This window comes from Pseudomonas sp. TWP3-1 (assembly GCF_049896625.1).
GTDB lineage: Bacteria > Pseudomonadota > Gammaproteobacteria > Pseudomonadales > Pseudomonadaceae > Aquipseudomonas.
In genome coordinates, this window is record NZ_JAFCUQ010000003.1 from 179,624 (window position 1) to 197,562 (window position 17,939).

22 protein-coding genes are annotated in these 17,939 nt (G+C 58.4%); 13 read left to right on the forward strand and 9 right to left on the reverse strand.

Features of this window, described 5'->3' with window-relative positions:
* Positions 1-269 precede the first annotated feature (269 nt).
* The gene (locus tag ACP7BN_RS06080) at positions 270-2,411 is read left to right on the forward strand and encodes an S-type pyocin domain-containing protein (protein ID WP_426202475.1); all 2,142 of its coding nucleotides are present in this window, start codon (positions 270-272) and stop codon (positions 2,409-2,411) included.
* Positions 2,408-2,668, forward strand: a complete 261-nt coding sequence (locus ACP7BN_RS06085) for a hypothetical protein (RefSeq protein WP_420647667.1) — start codon at positions 2,408-2,410, stop codon at positions 2,666-2,668. Before ACP7BN_RS06080 ends, ACP7BN_RS06085 begins: the two co-directional genes overlap by 4 nt.
* 44 nt (positions 2,669-2,712) lie before the next feature.
* Here ACP7BN_RS06085 and ACP7BN_RS06090 read toward each other — a convergent pair whose 3' ends face one another.
* The 4 genes from ACP7BN_RS06090 to ACP7BN_RS06105 form a co-directional block, all read right to left on the reverse strand.
* Entirely contained in the window at positions 2,713-3,624 is a 912-nt protein-coding gene (locus ACP7BN_RS06090) for an SDR family oxidoreductase (RefSeq protein WP_426202479.1), read from the reverse strand.
* Positions 3,625-3,744: 120 nt separating this feature from the next.
* Positions 3,745-4,647 (reverse strand): alpha/beta fold hydrolase, encoded by a 903-nt coding sequence (locus ACP7BN_RS06095; protein WP_426202481.1) that lies wholly within the window; start codon positions 4,645-4,647, stop codon positions 3,745-3,747.
* Positions 4,647-5,429 carry a class II aldolase/adducin family protein gene (locus tag ACP7BN_RS06100; protein ID WP_426202483.1) on the reverse strand — a complete coding sequence of 261 codons (783 nt, stop codon included), beginning with the start codon at positions 5,427-5,429 and terminating at the stop codon, positions 4,647-4,649. The genes ACP7BN_RS06095 and ACP7BN_RS06100 overlap by 1 nt, the downstream gene beginning before the upstream one ends.
* Positions 5,430-5,594: 165 nt before the next feature.
* The gene (locus ACP7BN_RS06105) at positions 5,595-6,050 is read right to left on the reverse strand and encodes a flavodoxin (RefSeq protein WP_426202485.1); all 456 of its coding nucleotides are present in this window, start codon (positions 6,048-6,050) and stop codon (positions 5,595-5,597) included.
* Positions 6,051-6,203: 153 nt separating this feature from the next.
* Here ACP7BN_RS06105 and ACP7BN_RS06110 point away from each other — a divergent pair, with 153 nt between their 5' ends.
* Positions 6,204-6,680, forward strand: coding sequence for a PAS domain-containing protein (locus ACP7BN_RS06110; RefSeq protein ID WP_426202488.1), 477 nt, complete (start codon positions 6,204-6,206; stop codon positions 6,678-6,680).
* A 54-nt stretch (positions 6,681-6,734) separates the two neighbouring features.
* A complete protein-coding gene (locus ACP7BN_RS06115; protein WP_426202490.1) occupies positions 6,735-7,340 on the forward strand; it encodes a hypothetical protein in 606 nt (201 codons plus the stop codon).
* Between the two features lie 3 nt (positions 7,341-7,343).
* Here the strand turns inward: ACP7BN_RS06115 and ACP7BN_RS06120 are convergent, their stop codons facing one another.
* A complete protein-coding gene (locus tag ACP7BN_RS06120) occupies positions 7,344-8,303 on the reverse strand; it encodes a MerR family transcriptional regulator (RefSeq protein ID WP_426202492.1) in 960 nt (319 codons plus the stop codon).
* A gap of 211 nt (positions 8,304-8,514) precedes the next feature.
* On the opposite strand from ACP7BN_RS06120, the gene ACP7BN_RS06125 reads away from it, so the two are divergent.
* The 6 genes from ACP7BN_RS06125 (at position 8,515) to ACP7BN_RS06150 (ending at position 11,519) form a co-directional block, all read left to right on the forward strand.
* Complete coding sequence (locus ACP7BN_RS06125) at positions 8,515-9,084, forward strand: antibiotic biosynthesis monooxygenase (protein ID WP_420647661.1); 570 nt, start codon at positions 8,515-8,517, stop codon at positions 9,082-9,084.
* Positions 9,085-9,156: 72 nt separating this feature from the next.
* Positions 9,157-9,867: a dihydromonapterin reductase gene (gene folM, locus ACP7BN_RS06130; RefSeq protein WP_426202493.1), complete on the forward strand. Its 711-nt coding sequence runs from the start codon at positions 9,157-9,159 to the stop codon at positions 9,865-9,867.
* A 22-nt stretch (positions 9,868-9,889) separates the two neighbouring features.
* Positions 9,890-10,450, forward strand: a complete 561-nt coding sequence (folE, locus tag ACP7BN_RS06135) for a GTP cyclohydrolase I FolE (RefSeq protein ID WP_420647659.1) — start codon at positions 9,890-9,892, stop codon at positions 10,448-10,450.
* Positions 10,451-10,822 (forward strand): dihydroneopterin triphosphate 2'-epimerase, encoded by a 372-nt coding sequence (gene folX, locus ACP7BN_RS06140; RefSeq protein ID WP_016771653.1) that lies wholly within the window; start codon positions 10,451-10,453, stop codon positions 10,820-10,822.
* Between the two features lie 68 nt (positions 10,823-10,890).
* Positions 10,891-11,184 carry a DUF1244 domain-containing protein gene (locus ACP7BN_RS06145; protein ID WP_426202496.1) on the forward strand — a complete coding sequence of 98 codons (294 nt, stop codon included), beginning with the start codon at positions 10,891-10,893 and terminating at the stop codon, positions 11,182-11,184.
* Entirely contained in the window at positions 11,181-11,519 is a 339-nt protein-coding gene (locus ACP7BN_RS06150; RefSeq protein WP_426202498.1) for a HopJ type III effector protein, read from the forward strand. Before ACP7BN_RS06145 ends, ACP7BN_RS06150 begins: the two co-directional genes overlap by 4 nt.
* A gap of 62 nt (positions 11,520-11,581) precedes the next feature.
* Here the strand turns inward: ACP7BN_RS06150 and trxB are convergent, their stop codons facing one another.
* Entirely contained in the window at positions 11,582-12,544 is a 963-nt protein-coding gene (gene trxB / locus ACP7BN_RS06155; RefSeq protein WP_426202500.1) for a thioredoxin-disulfide reductase, read from the reverse strand.
* A 311-nt stretch (positions 12,545-12,855) separates the two neighbouring features.
* Here trxB and cysZ point away from each other — a divergent pair, with 311 nt between their 5' ends.
* Both cysZ and ACP7BN_RS06165 read left to right on the forward strand, forming a co-directional pair.
* Positions 12,856-13,608 carry a sulfate transporter CysZ gene (gene cysZ, locus ACP7BN_RS06160; RefSeq protein WP_420647655.1) on the forward strand — a complete coding sequence of 251 codons (753 nt, stop codon included), beginning with the start codon at positions 12,856-12,858 and terminating at the stop codon, positions 13,606-13,608.
* Positions 13,609-13,648: 40 nt separating this feature from the next.
* Positions 13,649-14,848 carry a glycosyltransferase family 4 protein gene (locus ACP7BN_RS06165; RefSeq protein WP_426202502.1) on the forward strand — a complete coding sequence of 400 codons (1,200 nt, stop codon included), beginning with the start codon at positions 13,649-13,651 and terminating at the stop codon, positions 14,846-14,848.
* 399 nt (positions 14,849-15,247) lie between these two features.
* Here the strand turns inward: ACP7BN_RS06165 and ACP7BN_RS06170 are convergent, their stop codons facing one another.
* The 3 genes from ACP7BN_RS06170 to ACP7BN_RS06180 all read right to left on the reverse strand — a co-directional run bounded on the left by ACP7BN_RS06170 (position 15,248) and on the right by ACP7BN_RS06180 (position 17,626).
* Positions 15,248-16,351 carry an NADH:flavin oxidoreductase gene (locus ACP7BN_RS06170; protein ID WP_426202503.1) on the reverse strand — a complete coding sequence of 368 codons (1,104 nt, stop codon included), beginning with the start codon at positions 16,349-16,351 and terminating at the stop codon, positions 15,248-15,250.
* 184 nt (positions 16,352-16,535) lie between these two features.
* Entirely contained in the window at positions 16,536-17,018 is a 483-nt protein-coding gene (locus tag ACP7BN_RS06175; protein WP_420647652.1) for a glutathione peroxidase, read from the reverse strand.
* A gap of 122 nt (positions 17,019-17,140) precedes the next feature.
* Positions 17,141-17,626, reverse strand: a complete 486-nt coding sequence (locus ACP7BN_RS06180; RefSeq protein WP_420647651.1) for an FKBP-type peptidyl-prolyl cis-trans isomerase — start codon at positions 17,624-17,626, stop codon at positions 17,141-17,143.
* On the opposite strand from ACP7BN_RS06180, the gene ACP7BN_RS06185 reads away from it, so the two are divergent.
* A complete protein-coding gene (locus ACP7BN_RS06185; protein WP_426202506.1) occupies positions 17,595-17,933 on the forward strand; it encodes a DUF3565 domain-containing protein in 339 nt (112 codons plus the stop codon). The two genes, ACP7BN_RS06180 and ACP7BN_RS06185, sit on opposite strands and share 32 nt — an antisense overlap.
* The last annotated feature ends 6 nt before the right edge of the window (positions 17,934-17,939 follow it).

Genomic DNA, 17,939 nt, shown 5'->3' on the forward strand with positions numbered 1-17,939 from the left:
TGTTTAAAAAGTCATTCCCACGATCTATGAACTCTTTCCGAGAAAGACGTCGGACCTTTCCTGCTACGCAGAAGAATTCTCTCTGTTTTGCTATTAGCCTGCGAAAAACCTGTCAAAACAACACCGTGTTACTTACGGGTTTCTCAGATTTTGTAACAGCAATTTTGATGTAACTTGAACAACCTCAAACATGCGCTGGCGACACGGACGTCACTATCGCCCGTGCTAGCGTTTCAGCGAGTTACCACGCAATTCAAAAGGACATGAATATGCAGAGACCTCCCCCCTTGTTACTTGATGAAACACGCATTAATGCACCCGCTCCAGATCATTACGACCCCTTCCAGGAAAGTAATCAGGGCTATTCCTATAGCGGCATGTTTGGGCCGGCAGGCGCCAACCATAAAACCCGCGAATTAATGTACGAAACTCAAGTCGCCCTGGAACAAGAGTTCAACGCAAAGTCCAATTTGTTACCGCAATCCATTGAGAATGAACTCGCAGCCGCACGGCTGACAGGGGCAACGAACCCTCTACCGCCAGCGGCAGCAATAGTCCGCGAACTGGATGTCCGAAATACGCTTATTCAACGCAAGTCCGCTGAACTTCACGAGCAGACCGCCGTTGCCAACCGTTTTTTCGGAAGCGATCCGCTGGGTAAAAACTTCAATGATTTTCTGAACCAGGCCTCGGCTATCCGGCGAATGAACCACGCAGGTCCGGCCGTGCGAGAGCTATGGAGTCAGTCCTATCGGGCAGCTCATGAAGCGAGGCTTCTAAACCAGACTGTCCAGTTGCTCAATCAACAACAAATCAACGTGCAGAACTGGCTGTCCGCCGTGCTGGCCAATGATCAGGCGCAAGCGGCTGCCGCTGCGCAAGAAGCCCAGCGCTTGGCCGCAGAACGTGCGCGGATCGCAGCCGAACAACAACGTCAGCGAGAACTTGCCGAGGCAATACGCCGCGAGCAGGAACAAGTCCGGGCGCGGGAACAGGCAAGGCTGGCCGCGCTCGCAGAAAAACAACACCGGGATGCTGAACAGGCTCGCCTGGCTGCCGAAGTTGCCCGAATCAATGCTGAAGCTGAAGTTCAGGAAAGAGCGCGGATTACGGCATTGAAGATCGCCTTGGCTGAAGCACAAGCCATAGCTGAAACAGCCGCACGGGAGTTGGCCGCCGAGCAGGCTCGTCTTCAAGCAGACATGGAACAGCGCATTGAGGCGATACGAGAGCGGGAGGACCGTTCGCCGGAGATGCAACGTGTTTACCCGGCGTCAGGAGTAGCGGCTTCCACCAGTCCGCATTTCTCCTTTGCTTCGACAGCCATTCGTCTTCCCCCGGCGACATCATCCGCAATTCTCAATGCACTGCGAGCCGGTTTACTGACGGTGAAAGCGACGGGCGCCGCACTGTTCGGCGGCCCGGTACTGATTGGTTTCGCGGCGCTGCTGATGCCGTCCCGTCTGGGCAACGGCGAGCGGTTTGCCATGAGCGTTCCATTGTCCGAGCTGTCATCGGAGTCTTCGCAGACATTGCGCGAAATAGCAGACCGACAAGGCACGCTGGAGATGCCCGTAGGCTTGGGCGTGCGACCGCAAGGCGCTGGCACGGAAGTGTTCGTTATATCGGCCGACGACTTCCATGTTCGCTCGAGTGTGCTTGTTCTCAATGCAGCGTATGACTTGCTGAATGATGTTTACGAGATAGCACTGCCGGGTTCACCAACGGATTTTCTTACCTGGACACCAGCCATCTCACCGAGTGATAGCTCTACTGAGTCGCCAATGGTTGAAACCGAGTCGCCGCCGTACTCCGGCGGACCGATTGTTCCGGTTGAAGGGCGACTGGACCTGCATCCGATTCTGGTCGAGGGTTGGGAACGATTCATCATTGTGTTCCCCGATGACTCGGGGATTGAGCCGCTTTATGTGGTAATCAGCGGTACTTATGAAGGAGGGAGTGAAGACGGCGAACACAGCGGCCGAGCATTCAACCCGAATGACACGGGTGGCCCGACTCTGAACCTGAATTGGACTACAGCTCTGGCTACATCAGAAGGGGAAAATATCGTGAAACTGCACATTTCCAAGTTCTCGGCATCAGCCGCCAATAAAGTAATGATCGATCGCCTTGAAAGAATTGTTCGTGGCGAGCTTGAAGCGACGGATACAGATAAGCGCTTCTACACTCATGAGCTGAGGGAGTTCGAAAGATTCAGAGCCTTGGGGTACGGAGATACCGAGCGACCTGATCCGGACTCACCAGTGTGGAACAACGTGCACACAGCAACATTGGAAGACTTTCAACTGGCGGATGATGCTTCGCTGCTTTACACACCGGAAGCACTGGCCGCCGAAGCAGAACAGGACGAACGCGATTATCAGCAACTGTTGAAGGAGATGTGGAAATGAGCGCGGTTGAACAGATTGTCAAAAACGAATCTCTGGATGACATCGTTGCTGTGTTCGCATTGACCAAGCCCAATCCGCTCCTGGACATGATGATCAGACGCTATAACCCGGACTTGCTCAAAGGCTACGGTACGTTGGAAAACGCTTACTCTCGACTATTCGCCGCACGCGTGCTGGCTATCGGTGAGAGTGGTCTGGCGGTTAAAGGACCGAACTGGACGCCTCCATCGTTCATGCTCGAAAACAAATATTCCTGATCGGCCAATCGGCCACCAAACCCGCGTTTGGTGGCCGTGCGCCCCTACAACGAATACTTCTGCAAATTCGCCATCATTTCCTTCACCGCTTCAATGTTGTCTTTCGGATGCGCCGCGCCCTCGAAATCACAAATTTGCTGCCAATGCGCCGCAACATCTTCCGGGCTGAAACCGGCACGCGGATCAAACCCGGCACCGAGGCTGCGCTCCCAACGCACCTTGCCCATCCAGCCGCCGCCGACTTCAAATAACCCGGAAGTCTCTTGGCACTGTTCACTGGCCAGATACACCACCAGCGGGCTGACCAGTTCCGGTTTCAACTGTTCGAACACTTGCGGCGGGATCAGGCCTTCGGTCATGCGTGTGCCGCCGGTTGGCGCGATGGCGTTGACCAGGATGTTGTTCTTGCGACCTTCGATGGCCAGCGTACGGGTCAAGCCGTACAGACCCAGCTTGGCCATGCCGTAGTTTGACTGGCCGAAGTTGCCGTAGATGCCTGAAGTGGAAGCCGTGAAGATCACCCGGCCATAATTTTGCTCGCGCATGTGCGGCCACGCGGCGCGGGTAACTTTGTAGGCGCCTTCGACGTGAACGCGATAGACCAGATCCCAGTCCGCGTCGTCCATCTTGTGGAAGCTCTTGTCGCGCAAGATTCCGGCGTTGTTGACCACCACATCGACACGGCCGAACACATCCAGCGCGTTCTGCACGAGTTTGTCGCCGTCGGTGACCGAGTCGTGGTTGGCTTCAGCGATGCCGCCAGCTTCGCGAATCTCTGCAACGACCCGATCGGCAGCCGAAGCATTGGCGCCCTCGCCCTGGGTCGAACCACCGAGGTCATTGACCAGCACTTTGGCGCCCTGTTTCGCGAACAACAATGCGTGGGCCCGGCCAAGACCGCCGCCAGCTCCGGTGACGATCACGACTTTATCTTCGAAACGTACAGACTCATTCATCGGGGCAACTCCAGCAGGCCTGAGGGACAGTGCTCCGGAGTGTCAGGCACGATGCTTCGGGTCACAACGAATACGGCAGAGGCTGAATGGTGCGCGATAAGGCGCAGGGATGATGATCAGTCAGGAGCAAGCCACTCGGCGCGGCGGCAACACCAGTTGATCGCGAAACTCCAGGTAATGCCTGAGCACCTGCACCGGGGCCTCGGTTTGCGGATAGTGGCCGATGCCCGGCAGCAACACGATATCTGCATCGGCAATCAGCTCGCGATACCGCTCGACCATGTGCACACCGGAGATCGGATCGACTTCGCCATCAATCACGCGCAACGGCACGTCGCCCCGCTGCATCGCCGCGACCCAGCGATCACGCTGCACCCGGCGCTCGGGAATATAGCCGATCAGCTTGTGCATGATCCGCGGCCCGCGATTGCTCTCGACCAGGCTCCAGAAATCATCCATTTCGCTTTCACTCGGCCGAGTGTTCGGGCCGAATATCTGGCGGAAACTTTTCACCAGCGCATCGCGAGTAAAGGCCCGGCCGATCATCCAGCCCAACGGGCTAAGTAACAGTTTTTGCGCCAACAATGGCCGGTGGGTTTCCGGGAACAAGCCGCCGTTGAGGAACACACAACTGGCGACTTCGATCAGTCCTTCGTAATGCCGGGCGAGCAGTTCCTGGGCGACGCTGTCGCCATAGTCGTGAGCCAGAATGTGCACCGACTCTTCGATCTGCAAATGCGCGAGCAATGCCTGTTGCAGGTCCGCCTGTTCGAGCAGGCTATAGGCGTGGTTCAGCGGTTTGGCCGAGTCGCCGAAACCGAGCATGTCGCAGGCGATGACCCGATAGCGCTGCGCCAACGGCTGCCACAGATAATGCCAATCCCAACTGGCGGTCGGAAAACCATGGATCAGCAGCAGCGGCTCACCCTGCCCGGCGCTCCAGTAACGGATCGACTGACCGCCGAAGACAAACGTCTGGCCGCGCTTGCGCCAGGCACTCAGAGGGATCTCGGCGAGAGGCATTAGAGTTTATAACCCGCGTCTTGTTGATCGAGTTTGCGCAGCAACGCCGGCCAGGCCAGCGCGCCCCCCATGCCTTGAGCACTCTTGGTCACGCCGGCGATCATCGCTTTGGCGCCGGCCAGAATCTGCGGTTCGATGGCGATCAGTTCAGCGCCGCCGGTCTGCGCCATGACCTGAATGTCGCAGGCGCGCTGGAAGGTGAACATCATCAGAAACGTGTCAGCGATGGTGCCGCCACAGGTCAGCAGACCGTGGTTGTGCAGCATCAGGAAATTGCTCTCGCCGAGGTCGGCCTGCAGGCGAGCTTTTTCTTCGTGATTCAGCGCCACGCCTTCGTAGGCGTGGTAGCCAAGGCTCGAGAGGACGAACAACGATTGCTGGCTGATCGGTAACACGCCCTGCTTCTGCGCCGATACTGCGACGCCAGATGCTGTGTGGGTGTGCAACACGCATACCACGTCGTGACGCACTTCATGCACGGCACTGTGAATGGTGTAACCGGCGGGGTTGATTTCGTAAGGGCTATCCATAAGCTTGTTGCCGGCCTGATCGACCTTGACCAGGCTCGACGCGGTGATCTCATGGAACATCAGCCCGAACGGATTGATCAGGAAATCTTCGGTGCCGGGTACCTTCGCGGAAATATGGGTGAAGATCAGATCGTCCCAGCCGTGCTGCGCGACCAGACGATAACAGGCAGCCAGATCCACACGGGTCTGCCACTCGGCGGCGCTGACTTGGTCTTTGACATTAATTGACGACTGGACGGGGGCTACGCTCACTGTATGCACCTCTGCGTTCTTATTTTTTTTTGTATGTGTCAGCAGTCTAGTCAGGTGCCAGCATTCGCGTAGTTGCATTGGCAGCCAGCTTGATGACTGAACGAGTCAGCTACGCAAACAGCCTGGATCCATGTCAACGCGCCGACGCCAACAAAGTTGCACAGCTCAGCCTTTGAGCGCTTCGATCAACTGTTCCAGCCATGGCTCGGCATCGGTTTCCGGGGTCACGCTTTCGCTGGCGTCGAGGCGCAGCATGTCCAGCACTTCGCGTACACCCAGCTCGGCGAACAGTTCACGTATCTGCTCACCGCCACCGCAAAAGGTGTCGCCGTAGCTGGCGTCGCCGAGGCCGATCACTGCGCCGGGCAGACCGCGCCATGCAGCGGGCAATTGATCACGGATGGTCGAGTACAGCGGTTGCAGGTTATCGGGCAGTTCGCCCATGCCAGTTGTCGAGGTCACGGCGAGGACCGCTTGCGGGCCAAACGCCTGCAAATCGGCAAGGCTCGCACGCGAGTTGTAGAAGGTATCAAAACCGGCGGCTTGCAACAGGTTTTGGGCATGGCGAGCGACTTCTTCGGCCGTGCCGTAGACCGAACCGGAGAGGATGGCGACTTTCATCAATCTGATCCTGAAACTGAAAAAAAGAGCGCCGATAGTAACAGTCGCGTGTGCAAAGCTGCGATTGGCTCTCAATCAGCGCTAATGGCCAGTAGACAGCGCCGGTTGATCTTCTAGAATGCCAGCCGTCGATAACCTTGAATGGATTCAATGATGATCAATGCCAGCCTGCTGCAAATGGTGATTAACGCGTCGAACGACGGAATTGTGGTGGCGGAGCGTGAAGGCAAGGATGACAACATCCTGATTTACGTGAACCCCGCTTTCGAGCGACTGACCGGCTACACCAGCGAGGAAATCCTTTATCAGGATTGCCGCTTCCTGCAATCAGGCGATCGCTATCAGGAGAACCTCACGCTGATTCGCGACGCCCTGCGCGATAACGGCTCGTGCCGCGAGATTCTGCGTAACTACCGCAAGGACGGCACTCCGTTCTGGAACGAACTGTCGCTTTCGACGGTGAAAAACGCGGACGATGGGCAGACCTATTTCGTAGGCGTGCAAAAAGACGTCACGGTTCAGGTCAAAGCTCAGCAGCGCGTGGTGCAGCTTGAAACGCAGGTGGCGGCACTCCAGGCGGAGCTCGCCGCACTCAAAGCGACGAACGGCGCAAACAAAACTGCGAACTAATTGTCATTAACTACAATCACCAATGACTTTGTAACTATTTCTTTCGAGTTGGCCATGCAACGCGACGCACTCCTGACCCAGGATGAGCTGGATTTCATCCAGACCATGCAACACAACCCGCAACTGAACGTGCGGGATGCGACGTCGAGCCTGCTGGTTAACGGCGGATCGCAGATCCGTGATTTGCTCACCCGCCTCGCGGCCCATGAGCAAGTCACCATCCAGGCCAGCTTCGAAAACCAACAGATGACCTTCCCGCTGCACTTGGTGGAAGACGAATTCCATGCACTGCATTTGCGCCTGGGTGTGCCGAGCATTTTCGAAGACGGCCCGATGGTGCGACCTTGGCGGCTGGTGCTGGACGAGCCGGTGGCCCTGGAAAATGCCAAGGGCCAGCCCGGCACGTTGTGGGTGCACGAGGTTTCGCATAAAGGCGTACTGGTGGAAGTGCGCAACAAGACCAAAGCGGCGAAGCATTTTGCCCTGTGGTTCAGCCCTTCAGGTTACGAGCGAATTTCCCTGCGCGGGACTTTCGAACGTGAAACCGAGAACGGCTTTTACGCCTATGACCTGAGCCAGACCGACACCGATGAGATCGAGCGCCTGCGCCAGTTCATCCTGCAACAACACCGCCTGACCCACCCTGCCCTGCACACCTGAGATTCAAGTATCCAGCGTACCGGCGAGAAATTGCGTCATGCGCTGACGCATGCTTGCGCCTTCATTGCCCAGACATCCAATCGATGATCCCGCCAGGCTTTCCTGCGCCAGATCTGCCGCATCACCTGCCAGCAGCAACTGACAATCAAGACTCATGGCCAGACGATTTAGCCGTCGGGGCAGCTCCGCGGTCGGCGCGTGATTGGAAAACAGCACCAGCGCCTGGGGTTTGACCTTGTCGCAAACCAGGGTGAGTTCATCGAACGGCTGGCCGGTGGTCAACACGCGAACCCCCGCATCATTGCCGCTCAGAAACAACGCGGCGACCAGCAGTTCAAGCTCCCGACACTGGCCGGCCAAGGCGCTGACGATCACTCTGCGCGGCTGGTTGCCACGCAGCGTGACAATACGCTGCAACACTCGCGCCCGCAGAAACCCGTCGTAAAACAGCCACTCGCTGGTCTGGCCGAACGAGTCCTGACGTTGCAGCAATTGCAGCCACAGCGGCATCAGGATGTCCTGGAACACCACTGGCAGCGAATAGGAAGAGAAGATCTGACCGTAGACCTGATCCAGCGCCTGGTCGTCGAAAGACCTCACTGCGCGCTGGACCTGCTCCTGCCATTGCCGGTAATCGGACTGCACCAGATCGTCGGGGATGATGTGCGCCAGCACCTTCAATGGCTCGGTCTTGGCGAGAATCTTGCCGACCTTGCTGACTGCGACGCCGCGGTCGATCCAGTCAACGATACTGCGCACACGCTCGATATCGGTCATTGAATACAGCCGATGCCCACTTTCAGTGCGCGTTGGTTGAAGCAAACCGTAGCGACGCTCCCAGGCGCGCAATGTAACCGGGTTGACGCCGGTCACGCGGGCTACTTCGCGGATGGGAAACAGGTCTGTGCTTTCGAACGTGCCGGATGCCAGCGCAGCAGGATTATCCTCGGTAATGACAGCCATCTTGCGTGCACGTCCTTGTTGGCGAATTTGGATCCCATTCTAACCCTGATGTCCGGTGACGGTTCAAGCCGTTAAATGCGACGAAAGTCGCTGGTCTAATCACGAAAATCAGGAATAATCCTTGCTTGTCGAAAACGCAGCCCTCTATCCCGGTGCTGCGTCTGGCGAAACTCCTACCCGGAGTGACGCACTTGTAATACGGAGATACACAATGTCTAGTTCCCCCGTCACGTTGATGGTTGCGCGCCGTGTCGCCGACGGTCGCTATCTGGATTTGATGAGCTGGTTGCGCGAAGGCGAACAGCTGGCCACTGATTTTCCCGGTTATCTCGGCTCCGGCGTGCTGGCTCCGCCGCCCGGCGATAACGAATTCCAGATCATTTTCCGCTTCGCCGACGAACCGACCCTGCATGCCTGGGAGCACTCGGTGTCGCGTACGGCGTGGCTGGCGCGTGGCAGCGAACTGTTCGAGCATCCCAAGGAACATCGGGTCAGCGGCATCGAGGGCTGGTTTGGTGCTGCGGGCACGCGGCCACCGCGCTGGAAACAGGCCGTGGCGATCTGGCTGGCGTTCTTTCCGGTGTCGTTACTGTTCAACTTTGTGCTCGGCCCGTTGCTCGCGGATATGAGCCTGCTGCCACGGGTATTCATCAGCACGCTGTGTCTGACGCCGTTGATGGTTTACCTGTTTATTCCGTTGTCGACCCGGATGCTCGCCAGTTGGCTGAACAGCACGCCGGTGCGCCGACTGCCCGTTGAGCCATCCACGCTAAACCGCTGAAGCCGCCCGGCGATAGGCTTACCGCTCGCGTCGCTGTTATAGTTTTTGCTCATGCAGAGACGCGAGCCGTTCATGACTACTCCCGCAGCCCCCATTCTGATCACCGGTGCCGGCCAGCGCGTCGGCCTGCATTGTGCGCAGCGCTTGCTCGAAGACGGTCATCAGGTCATTTTCACGTACCGCACTGAACGACCGGGCGTACAGACTCTGCGCGATCTCGGCGCCATCGGCCTGCACGCGGACTTCTCCAGTGAAAGCGGGATTCTGGCGTTTATCGAAACACTGAAAACCCACACCGACACCCTCCGAGGCGTCGTGCACAACGCCTCGGAATGGCTGGCGGAGACCGAGGGCAGCGAAGCCGAAGCTTTCACGCGCATGTACAACATTCACATGCTCGCGCCGTATCTGATCAACCTGCACTGCGCTGATCTGCTCAAGCGTTCGAACCCCGCCGACATCATCCACATCAGCGACGACGTGACCCGCAAGGGCAGCAGCAAACACATCGGTTATTGCGCAAGCAAGGCCGGGCTCGACAGCCTGACCCTGTCCTTCGCCGCGCGTTATGCACCAGCCATCAAGGTCAACGGCATCGCGCCGGCCCTGCTATTGTTCAATCCCGACGACGACGCGGCGTACCGCGCCAAGGCGCTGGCCAAGTCCGCGCTGGGCATCGAGCCCGGCAGCGAAGTGATCTATCAGAGCCTGCGCTATCTGCTCGACAACCCTTATGTGACGGGTACGACCCTGACCGTCAACGGCGGACGGCACGTTAAATAATACGGCCCCGCGAGGATGCTCCATGACCCGTTCCCTGCCCGAGAATTACCGCGAAATCCTCATCGGCCTCGGTGAAGACCCCGAGCGCGAGGGCTTGCTCGACACGCCCGAGCGTGCGGCCAAGGCCATGCAGTACCTTTGTCACGGTTATGAACAGAGCGTGGAGCAAATCGTCAACGGAGCGCTGTTTGCCTCCGACTCCGACGAGATGATCATCGTCGCCGACATCGAACTGTATTCGTTGTGCGAACATCACCTGCTGCCCTTCATTGGCAAGGCGCATGTGGCTTATATTCCAACCGGTAAGGTGTTAGGCCTGTCGAAGATTGCGCGATTGGTGGACATGTTCGCCCGCCGCCTGCAGATTCAGGAAAACCTCACCCGGCAAATCGCCGACGCGGTGCAGCAAGTCACCGATGCCGCTGGCGTCGCGGTAGTCATCGAGGCCAGACACATGTGCATGATGATGCGCGGTGTCGAAAAACAGAATTCGACCATGAACACCTCGGTCATGCTCGGCGCCTTTCGCGAGTCGAGCAACACCCGTCAGGAGTTCCTGCAATTGATTGGACGGAGCAAGTAAATGCCACAACTACAACCGGGAATGGCGCGCATTCGGGTCAAGGATCTGCGCCTGCGCACCTTTATCGGAATCAACGAGGATGAAATCCTCAACAAACAGGATGTGCTGATCAACCTGACCATCCTGTATGCAGCCCAAGAAGCCGTGCGCGACAACGACATCGACCACGCGCTGAACTACCGCACGATCACCAAGGCGATCATTGCTCATGTGGAAGGCAACCGTTTTGCACTGCTCGAACGCCTGACCCAAGAGTTGCTGGATCTGGTGATGACCAATGCGTCGGTGTTGTACGCCGAAGTTGAAGTCGACAAGCCGCATGCGCTGCGCTTTGCCGAGTCGGTGTCGATTACCCTGGCCGCCAGCCGCTGAGCGTGACTGGCGCATCGCCCGCCAGACTTTTATCATCCGCGCCACGATTTGATTGCACAGAGCCCAACATGACCGAGCAACAACGCCTCGAACTCGAAGCCGCCGCATTCCGCCGACTGGTCGTCCATCTGGACAGCCGCAAGGATGTGCAGAACATCGACTTGATGAACCTCTCCGGGTTCTGCCGCAACTGCCTGTCGAAGTGGTACAAGGCCGCCGCCGACGAGCGCCAGATCGAGGTCAGCCTCGACGACGCCCGCGAAGTGGTTTACGGCATGCCCTACGCCGACTGGAAAGCCCAATTTCAGCAAGAAGCCAGCGCCGAACAACAAGCGGCGTTTGCCAAAGGAAAACCCGAATGACTGACCTCAACACCTTGCGCGCCAGCCTGAACAGTGGCGAGCACGCCTTTGCCGACACTTTGTCTTTTATTGCTGCCGGCTACGACTACCAGCCTCAGGCGTTCAACAATGGTGGCGTGGAAAACGCCGCCGGGCAGAACGAAGGTTCGTGCAAGACGCTGGGTCTGGCGCTGCTCGAAGGCTTGAGTGATGCAGAAGCGCTGTTGGCGTTTGGCGAGCATTACCGCTCGGTCGTTGCAACGCCTGAGGGCAGTGATCACGGCAATATTCGTGCGTTGATCAAGCATGGTCTGGCCGGTGTGACGTTCGAAGCACAGCCGCTGACTCGTCGCTGATTCTTCAGCGATTCGCGGACGCAAAAAAACCGGCCGAAGCCGGTTTTTTTATGCCTGCGATCTTAGAACGAAGCGTTCTGCAGACCGTCGAGGTAGCGCTCGGTGTCGAGTGCCGCCATGCAGCCGGCGCCGGCCGAGGTGATGGCCTGACGATAAACGTGGTCGGCCACGTCGCCGGCAGCGAAGATCCCTTCAACGTTGGTCGCGGTGGCGTTGCCTTCACGCCCGCCCTGTACCACCAGATAGCCGTCCTTCAACTCCAGCTGACCTTCGAACAACGAAGTGTTCGGGGTGTGGCCGATCGCGATGAACACGCCGTCAACGGTGATTTCGTCGAAGCTGCCATCGTTGTTCTTCAGACGCGCACCGGTCACGCCCATGTTGTCGCCCAACACTTCGTCGAGGGTCGCGTTGAGTTTCAGCTCGATCTTGCCTTCGGCCACGCGGGCGTTGAGCTTGTCGATCAGAATCTTCTCGGCGCGGAAGGTTTCACGACGGTGGATCAGCGTGACTTTGCTGGCGATGTTGGCCAGATACAGCGCTTCTTCAACCGCGGTGTTACCGCCGCCGACCACGGCAACTGGCTTGTTGCGGTAGAAGAAACCGTCGCAGGTGGCGCAGGCCGAAACGCCTTTGCCCATGAACGCTTCTTCCGACGGCAGGCCCAGGTAACGAGCACTGGCGCCGGTGGCGATGATCAGCGCGTCGCAGGTGTAGGTGGCGCTGTCGCCGGTCAGGCTGTAAGGCTTGGAAGCGAAGTCCACCGCATTGATGTGATCAAAAACGATCTCGGTTTCAAAACGCTCGGCGTGTTCACGCATGCGCTCCATCAGCACCGGGCCGGTCAGACCGTGGACGTCGCCCGGCCAGTTGTCGACTTCGGTGGTGGTGGTCAGTTGGCCGCCGGCCTGCATGCCGGTGATCAGCAGCGGCTTGAGGTTGGCACGCGCGGCGTACACAGCAGCACTGTAACCGGCAGGGCCGGAACCGAGGATGATCACTCGCGAATGACGGACTTCAGACATGAACCTGTCTCCTGTTGACCGGCCAAGACATCAGGCGCGGACGCCGGATTGCCGGCGGAATAAAAAAGGACTGTGGATAACCTTGGGGAAGGCATGAGCTCGACAGTCCTGTAAAAAGTTGGGTGCAGCGTATCGAGGGGGGCAAGATTAAGGAAATACGGTTTAACAATCCAGCTCATAGGTGGTCTCTATGCCGACACACTGACGAGATGGACGTCTTTGTTACAGTGAATGTCGATCCAGCTGCCGCGCTTTCGCCACCCCGGCAAAGTCGGTAAGGTCGGCGCGTTTTCCCTTGCTCGGAGCACCTTATGCCCGCCCCTGTTCTGTCCGGCCCGCAATACCTGCGCGAAGGCCTCAAACTGGTTCTCAGTCCCGGCCTGCGCCTGTTCGTTTTGCTGCCGCTGGCGATCAACCTGGTGCTGTTCGTCGGATTGATCTATCTCGCCGGCCACCAGTTCAGCCTGTGGGTCGACACGCTGATGCCGTCGCTGCCCGAATGGCTGAGTTTTCTCAGCTACATCCTGTGGCCGCTGTTCGTGGTGCTGGTGGGTTTGATGGTGTTCTTCACCTTCACCATGCTCGCCAACGTGATCGCTGCGCCGTTCAACGGCTTCCTCGCAGAAAAAGTCGAAGTAGTGGTGCGCGGCACCGATGACTTCCCGGCTTTCAGTTGGGGCGAATTGATCGCCATGGTCCCGCGTACCCTGTCCCGGGAAATGCGCAAACTCGGCTACTTCCTGCCACGGGCGCTCGGCCTGTTCATCCTCTCGTTCATCCCGGTGGTGAACATCGTCGCCGCACCGCTGTGGCTGCTGTTCGGCGTGTGGATGATGGCGATCCAGTACATCGACTACCCGGCGGACAACCACAAGCTCGGCTGGAACGAAATGCTCGCCTGGCTACGCGAGAAGCGCTGGCAGAGCATGAGTTTCGGCGGGATTGTGTATCTGGTGCTGCTGATTCCGGTGGTCAACATCTTGATGATGCCGGCCGCCGTCGCTGGGGCGACACTGTTCTGGGTGCGCGAGCGCGGCGCTGAAAACCTCGTCACCCACGGCTGAGCCGGTCACAAATCCATCATCTGACCGTCACAAGCACGACATGGCCTCAGCCGACACTGAGGTCATGACGACAGCTCTAAATATCACCCTGATCAGCGAAACCTTCCCTCCGGAAATCAACGGCGTGGCCAATACCCTTGGCCGCTTGTGCGATGGATTGCGCGCGCGCGGGCATCGGGTCGAACTGGTGCGCCCGCGTCAAGGCGACGATCCGCTGCGCAGCGAGGATGAGTCGTTGCTGCTCTGTCGCGGCTGGCCGTTGCCGGGTTATCCGGGGTTGCAATGGGGTCAGTCGTCGATGCACAAGTTGCTTCGACGCTGGAAACGCCAGCGCCCGGATGTGCTGTATATCGCCACCGAAGGCCCGCTCGGGTTGTCGGCGTTGCGCGCGGCGCGGCGTTTGGGGATTGCCGTGGTCAGTGGCTTTCACACCAATTTTCAGCAGTACACCAGCCAGTACGGCTTGGGTTTGCTGACGCGTTTGCTCACGCATTATCTGCGTTGGTTTCACAATCGTTCGGCGCTGACGCTGGTGCCAAGCGTCAGTCAACGGCTGGAACTGGAGCGGCGGCATTTCGAGCGCTTGGCCTTGTTGTCCCGAGGTGTCGACAGCCAGTTGTTTCATCCGGCCAAACGTCTGGACGCGTTGCGTGAGCAGTGGGGACTGAGCGAGCGAGACATTGCGGTGATTCACGTAGGACGCCTGGCGCCGGAGAAGAATCTGGGCCTGCTCAAGCGCAGTTTCGAAAAGCTGCGCAGCTCGTATCCACAGCGCAATCTGAAACTGATCGTGGTCGGTGACGGGCCGCAACGTGCAGCGCTGGAAAAGGAATTGCCCGAGGCGATTTTCTGCGGCTCGCAGCGTGGCGAAGCACTGGCGGCGCACTATGCGTCGGGGGATGTGTTTCTGTTTCCGAGCCTGACTGAAACCTTCGGCAACGTGGTACTCGAAGCACTGGCGTCAGGGTTGGGCGTGGTGGCTTACGATCAGGCCGCGGCGGCGCAGCATATCCGTCATGGATACAGCGGCGTGCTGGCGATGCCCGGAGATGAAGACGCGTTCTGCGATGCCGCAGCCTGGTTACTGGAGAAGCACGAAACGTTGCGCTGCGTGCGCCTGAATGCGCGCCAGCATGCGAGTCGTCAGGGGTGGGCGGCGATCATCGAACAGTTTGAAAGCCATTTGCGTGGGGCGTACGAGGGGGAATTGGTTGTTCCAAATGCTCCAACATTGCCCTGAATGTTGACTGACTCGAATGCCGTCATCGCTGGCAAGCCAGCTCCCACAGGGATGTCCAGTGAACACACTTTTTGTGAACACCAGCTCCCACAGGGATCTCCAGTGAACACCTGTTTTGTGAACACCAGCTCTCACAGGAATCTGCAGTAAACACCTGTTTTGTGAACACCAGCTCTCACAGGAATCTGCAGTAAACACCTGTTTTGTGAACACCAGCTCCCACAGGGATCTGCAGTAAACACCGGTTTTGTGAACACCAGCTCCCACAGGAGATCTGCAGTGAACACCTGTTTTGTGAACACCAGCTCCCACAGGGATCTCCAGTGAACACCTGTTTTGTGGACACCGTGAAACCTGTGGGAGCTGGCTTGCCAGCGATGGCGTCGGTGAGGACGCCGGTTAAACCAGCGTCATCAACGCCTCTCGGCTGAAGGGCAGAATATCCTGCTCGCGGCCTTCGCGGACTTTCAGCGCCCAGTCCGGATCCACCAGCAGCGCGCGCCCTACCGCCACCAGATCGAACTCGTCATTGTTCAAACGTGTCAGCAGGTTTTCCAGACTGGCCGGCTGCGCGACCTTGTCAGTGTTGACCATGAATTGCAGGAACTCGCCGTCGAGGCCGACGCTGCCCACAGTGATGGTCGGTTTGCCGGTCAGTTTGCGCGTCCAGCCAGCGAGGTTCAGGTCGGATCCTTCAAACTCAGGCTCCCAGAAACGCCGTGTCGAGCAGTGGAAAATGTCCACGCCTGCGTCAGACAAAGGCTTGAGGAATTCACCCAGTGCTTCCGGGGTTTGCACCAGACGCGCGGTGTAGTCCTGCTGCTTCCACTGCGAGAAACGGAAGATGATCGGGAAACCTTCACCAACTGCCGCACGCACGGCTTGAATCAGCTCAATGGCGAAACGCGAACGGTTGGCCAGGCTGCCGCCATATTCGTCGGTACGCTGGTTGCTGCCTTCCCAGAAGAACTGGTCGACCAGATAACCGTGAGCGCCATGGATTTCCACGCCGTCCATGCCAATGCTCTGCGCATCTTTGGCAGCCTGGGCGAACGCGGCAATCACTTCCTGGATGTCCTGTTTGGTCATGCCATGCACAACGACCTGGCCGTCCTTGAGCTTTTCCGACGGGCCATAACCCGGCACGCTCGCATCCGGCTCGGTGCCGATGCGGCGCACGCTGCCGACGTGCCACAGCTGCGGAACGATCTTGCCGCCCTCGGCATGTACCGCATCGACGACTTTTTTCCAGCCAGCCAACGCGGCTTCACCGTAGAAGTGCGGCACGTTCGGGTAGCCGTTGGACGCTTGATGGCCGACGGTGGTGCCTTCAGTGATGATCAGGCCGACACCGGCCGCCGCGCGCCGACGATAGTATTCGATGACTTTGGAATTGGGCACGCCCCCCGGAGAAAACGAGCGGGTCATCGGCGCCATGACCACACGGGTCGGCAGTTCGAGAGTACCGAGGTGGAACGGTTTGAACAGGGCTTGGACGGGCATCGGGGAGCTCCACAGAGATGGCTTTATGACGGCGATAATATGGATGCCCGAGTCCGTTGAACAGCACTATTGATTTTGGTGATTAAGGATTAGAAACGAAAAGATCGCAGCCTGCGGCAGCTCCTACACGTGATCTATGTAGGAGCTGCCGAAGGCTGCGATCTTTTGATTTTGACCTGACGCTTTAGCTCAGCGCTTTTTCGATAGCCGCGATGACCGTCGGATCATCCGGCGCCGTGCGCGGCGAGAACCGGGCCAGCACGCGGCCGTCCTTGCCGAGCAGAAACTTTTCGAAGTTCCAGGTGATGTCACCGGGAAACTCCGCGCCCTCGCCCGCCAGCAGACGGTACAGCTGATGACGCTCGTGGCCGTTGACTTCGAGCTTGCTCGACAACGGAAAACTCACGCCATAGTTAAGGCTGCAGAACTCCGAAATCTCTTTCTCGGAGCCTGGCTCCTGACCGGCAAACTGGTTGCACGGCAGGCCCAGCACGGCGAAGCCTTTGCCTTTGTATTGCTGATAAAGGTTTTCCAGCGCCGCGTACTGTGGGGTCAAGCCGCATTTGGAGGCGACGTTGACCACCAGCACGACTTGGCCCTTGAAGGGTGCCAGCGGTAGCTCCTGACCATCCAGGGCTGTCAACTTAAGGTCGTGAAAAGCACTCATGACGAACTCCAGATTCCCGTTTTCTACTCGAAACAGCCACTTGGCGAGGCCACCAAGGACAGCCGCGGACTAAAAAGGCGCCCCTCGGGCGCCTCTCCAGTTCTCTGAGCTTAGCGCAGAAATCAGTGCTGATGGCCACCTTCGCCATGCACGTGACCATGAGCCACTTCTTCCTGGCTGGCGTCACGGATGTCGATGACCTTCACTTTGAAGTTCAGACGCTGACCGGCCAACGGGTGGTTGCCGTCAACGGTGACGTCGTCGCCGTCGAGGTCGCGGATGGTCACGATCTGCATCTGGCCGTCCGGCGCCGAAGCGTGGAACTGCATGCCGACTTCCAGCTCGTCAACACCTTCGAACATGCTGCGGCTCAGAGTGCTGACCAGTTCGGCAGCGTATTCGCCGTAAGCATCTTCCGGCTCGACGGCAACTTGCAGTTCGTCACCAACGGTTTTGCCTTCCAGGGCTTTTTCCAGACCTGGAATGATGTTGCCTGCGCCATGCAGGTAGACCAGCGGAGCGCCGCCGGCGGAGCTGTCGATGACCTCACCAGCGTCGTTGGTCAGGGTATAGTCGATGGAGACAGCCTTATTGGCGGCGATCAGCATGGGGCGAGACCTTTTGCAGAAGAATGAAGAACGGACAAGTCTAAACAAGGATTTGCCCGAAAGCGAACAGAACCCGGACAAACGGGGCGGATTGGCGCCTGCGACGATCACCGGCTTCCATCAGGACGAGGATGGCCACTGGGTCGTCGAACTGTCTTGCGGCCACACACAACACCTGCGCCACCAGCCACCGTGGCAATCGCGGGCCTGGGTGCTCGACCCGGCGCAGCGTATTGAAAAAATAGGCCAACCCTTTGCTTGCGGTTGGTGCGCACAAGGCTCGGTTAGCGCTAACCTTGGCGACTGAATTTCG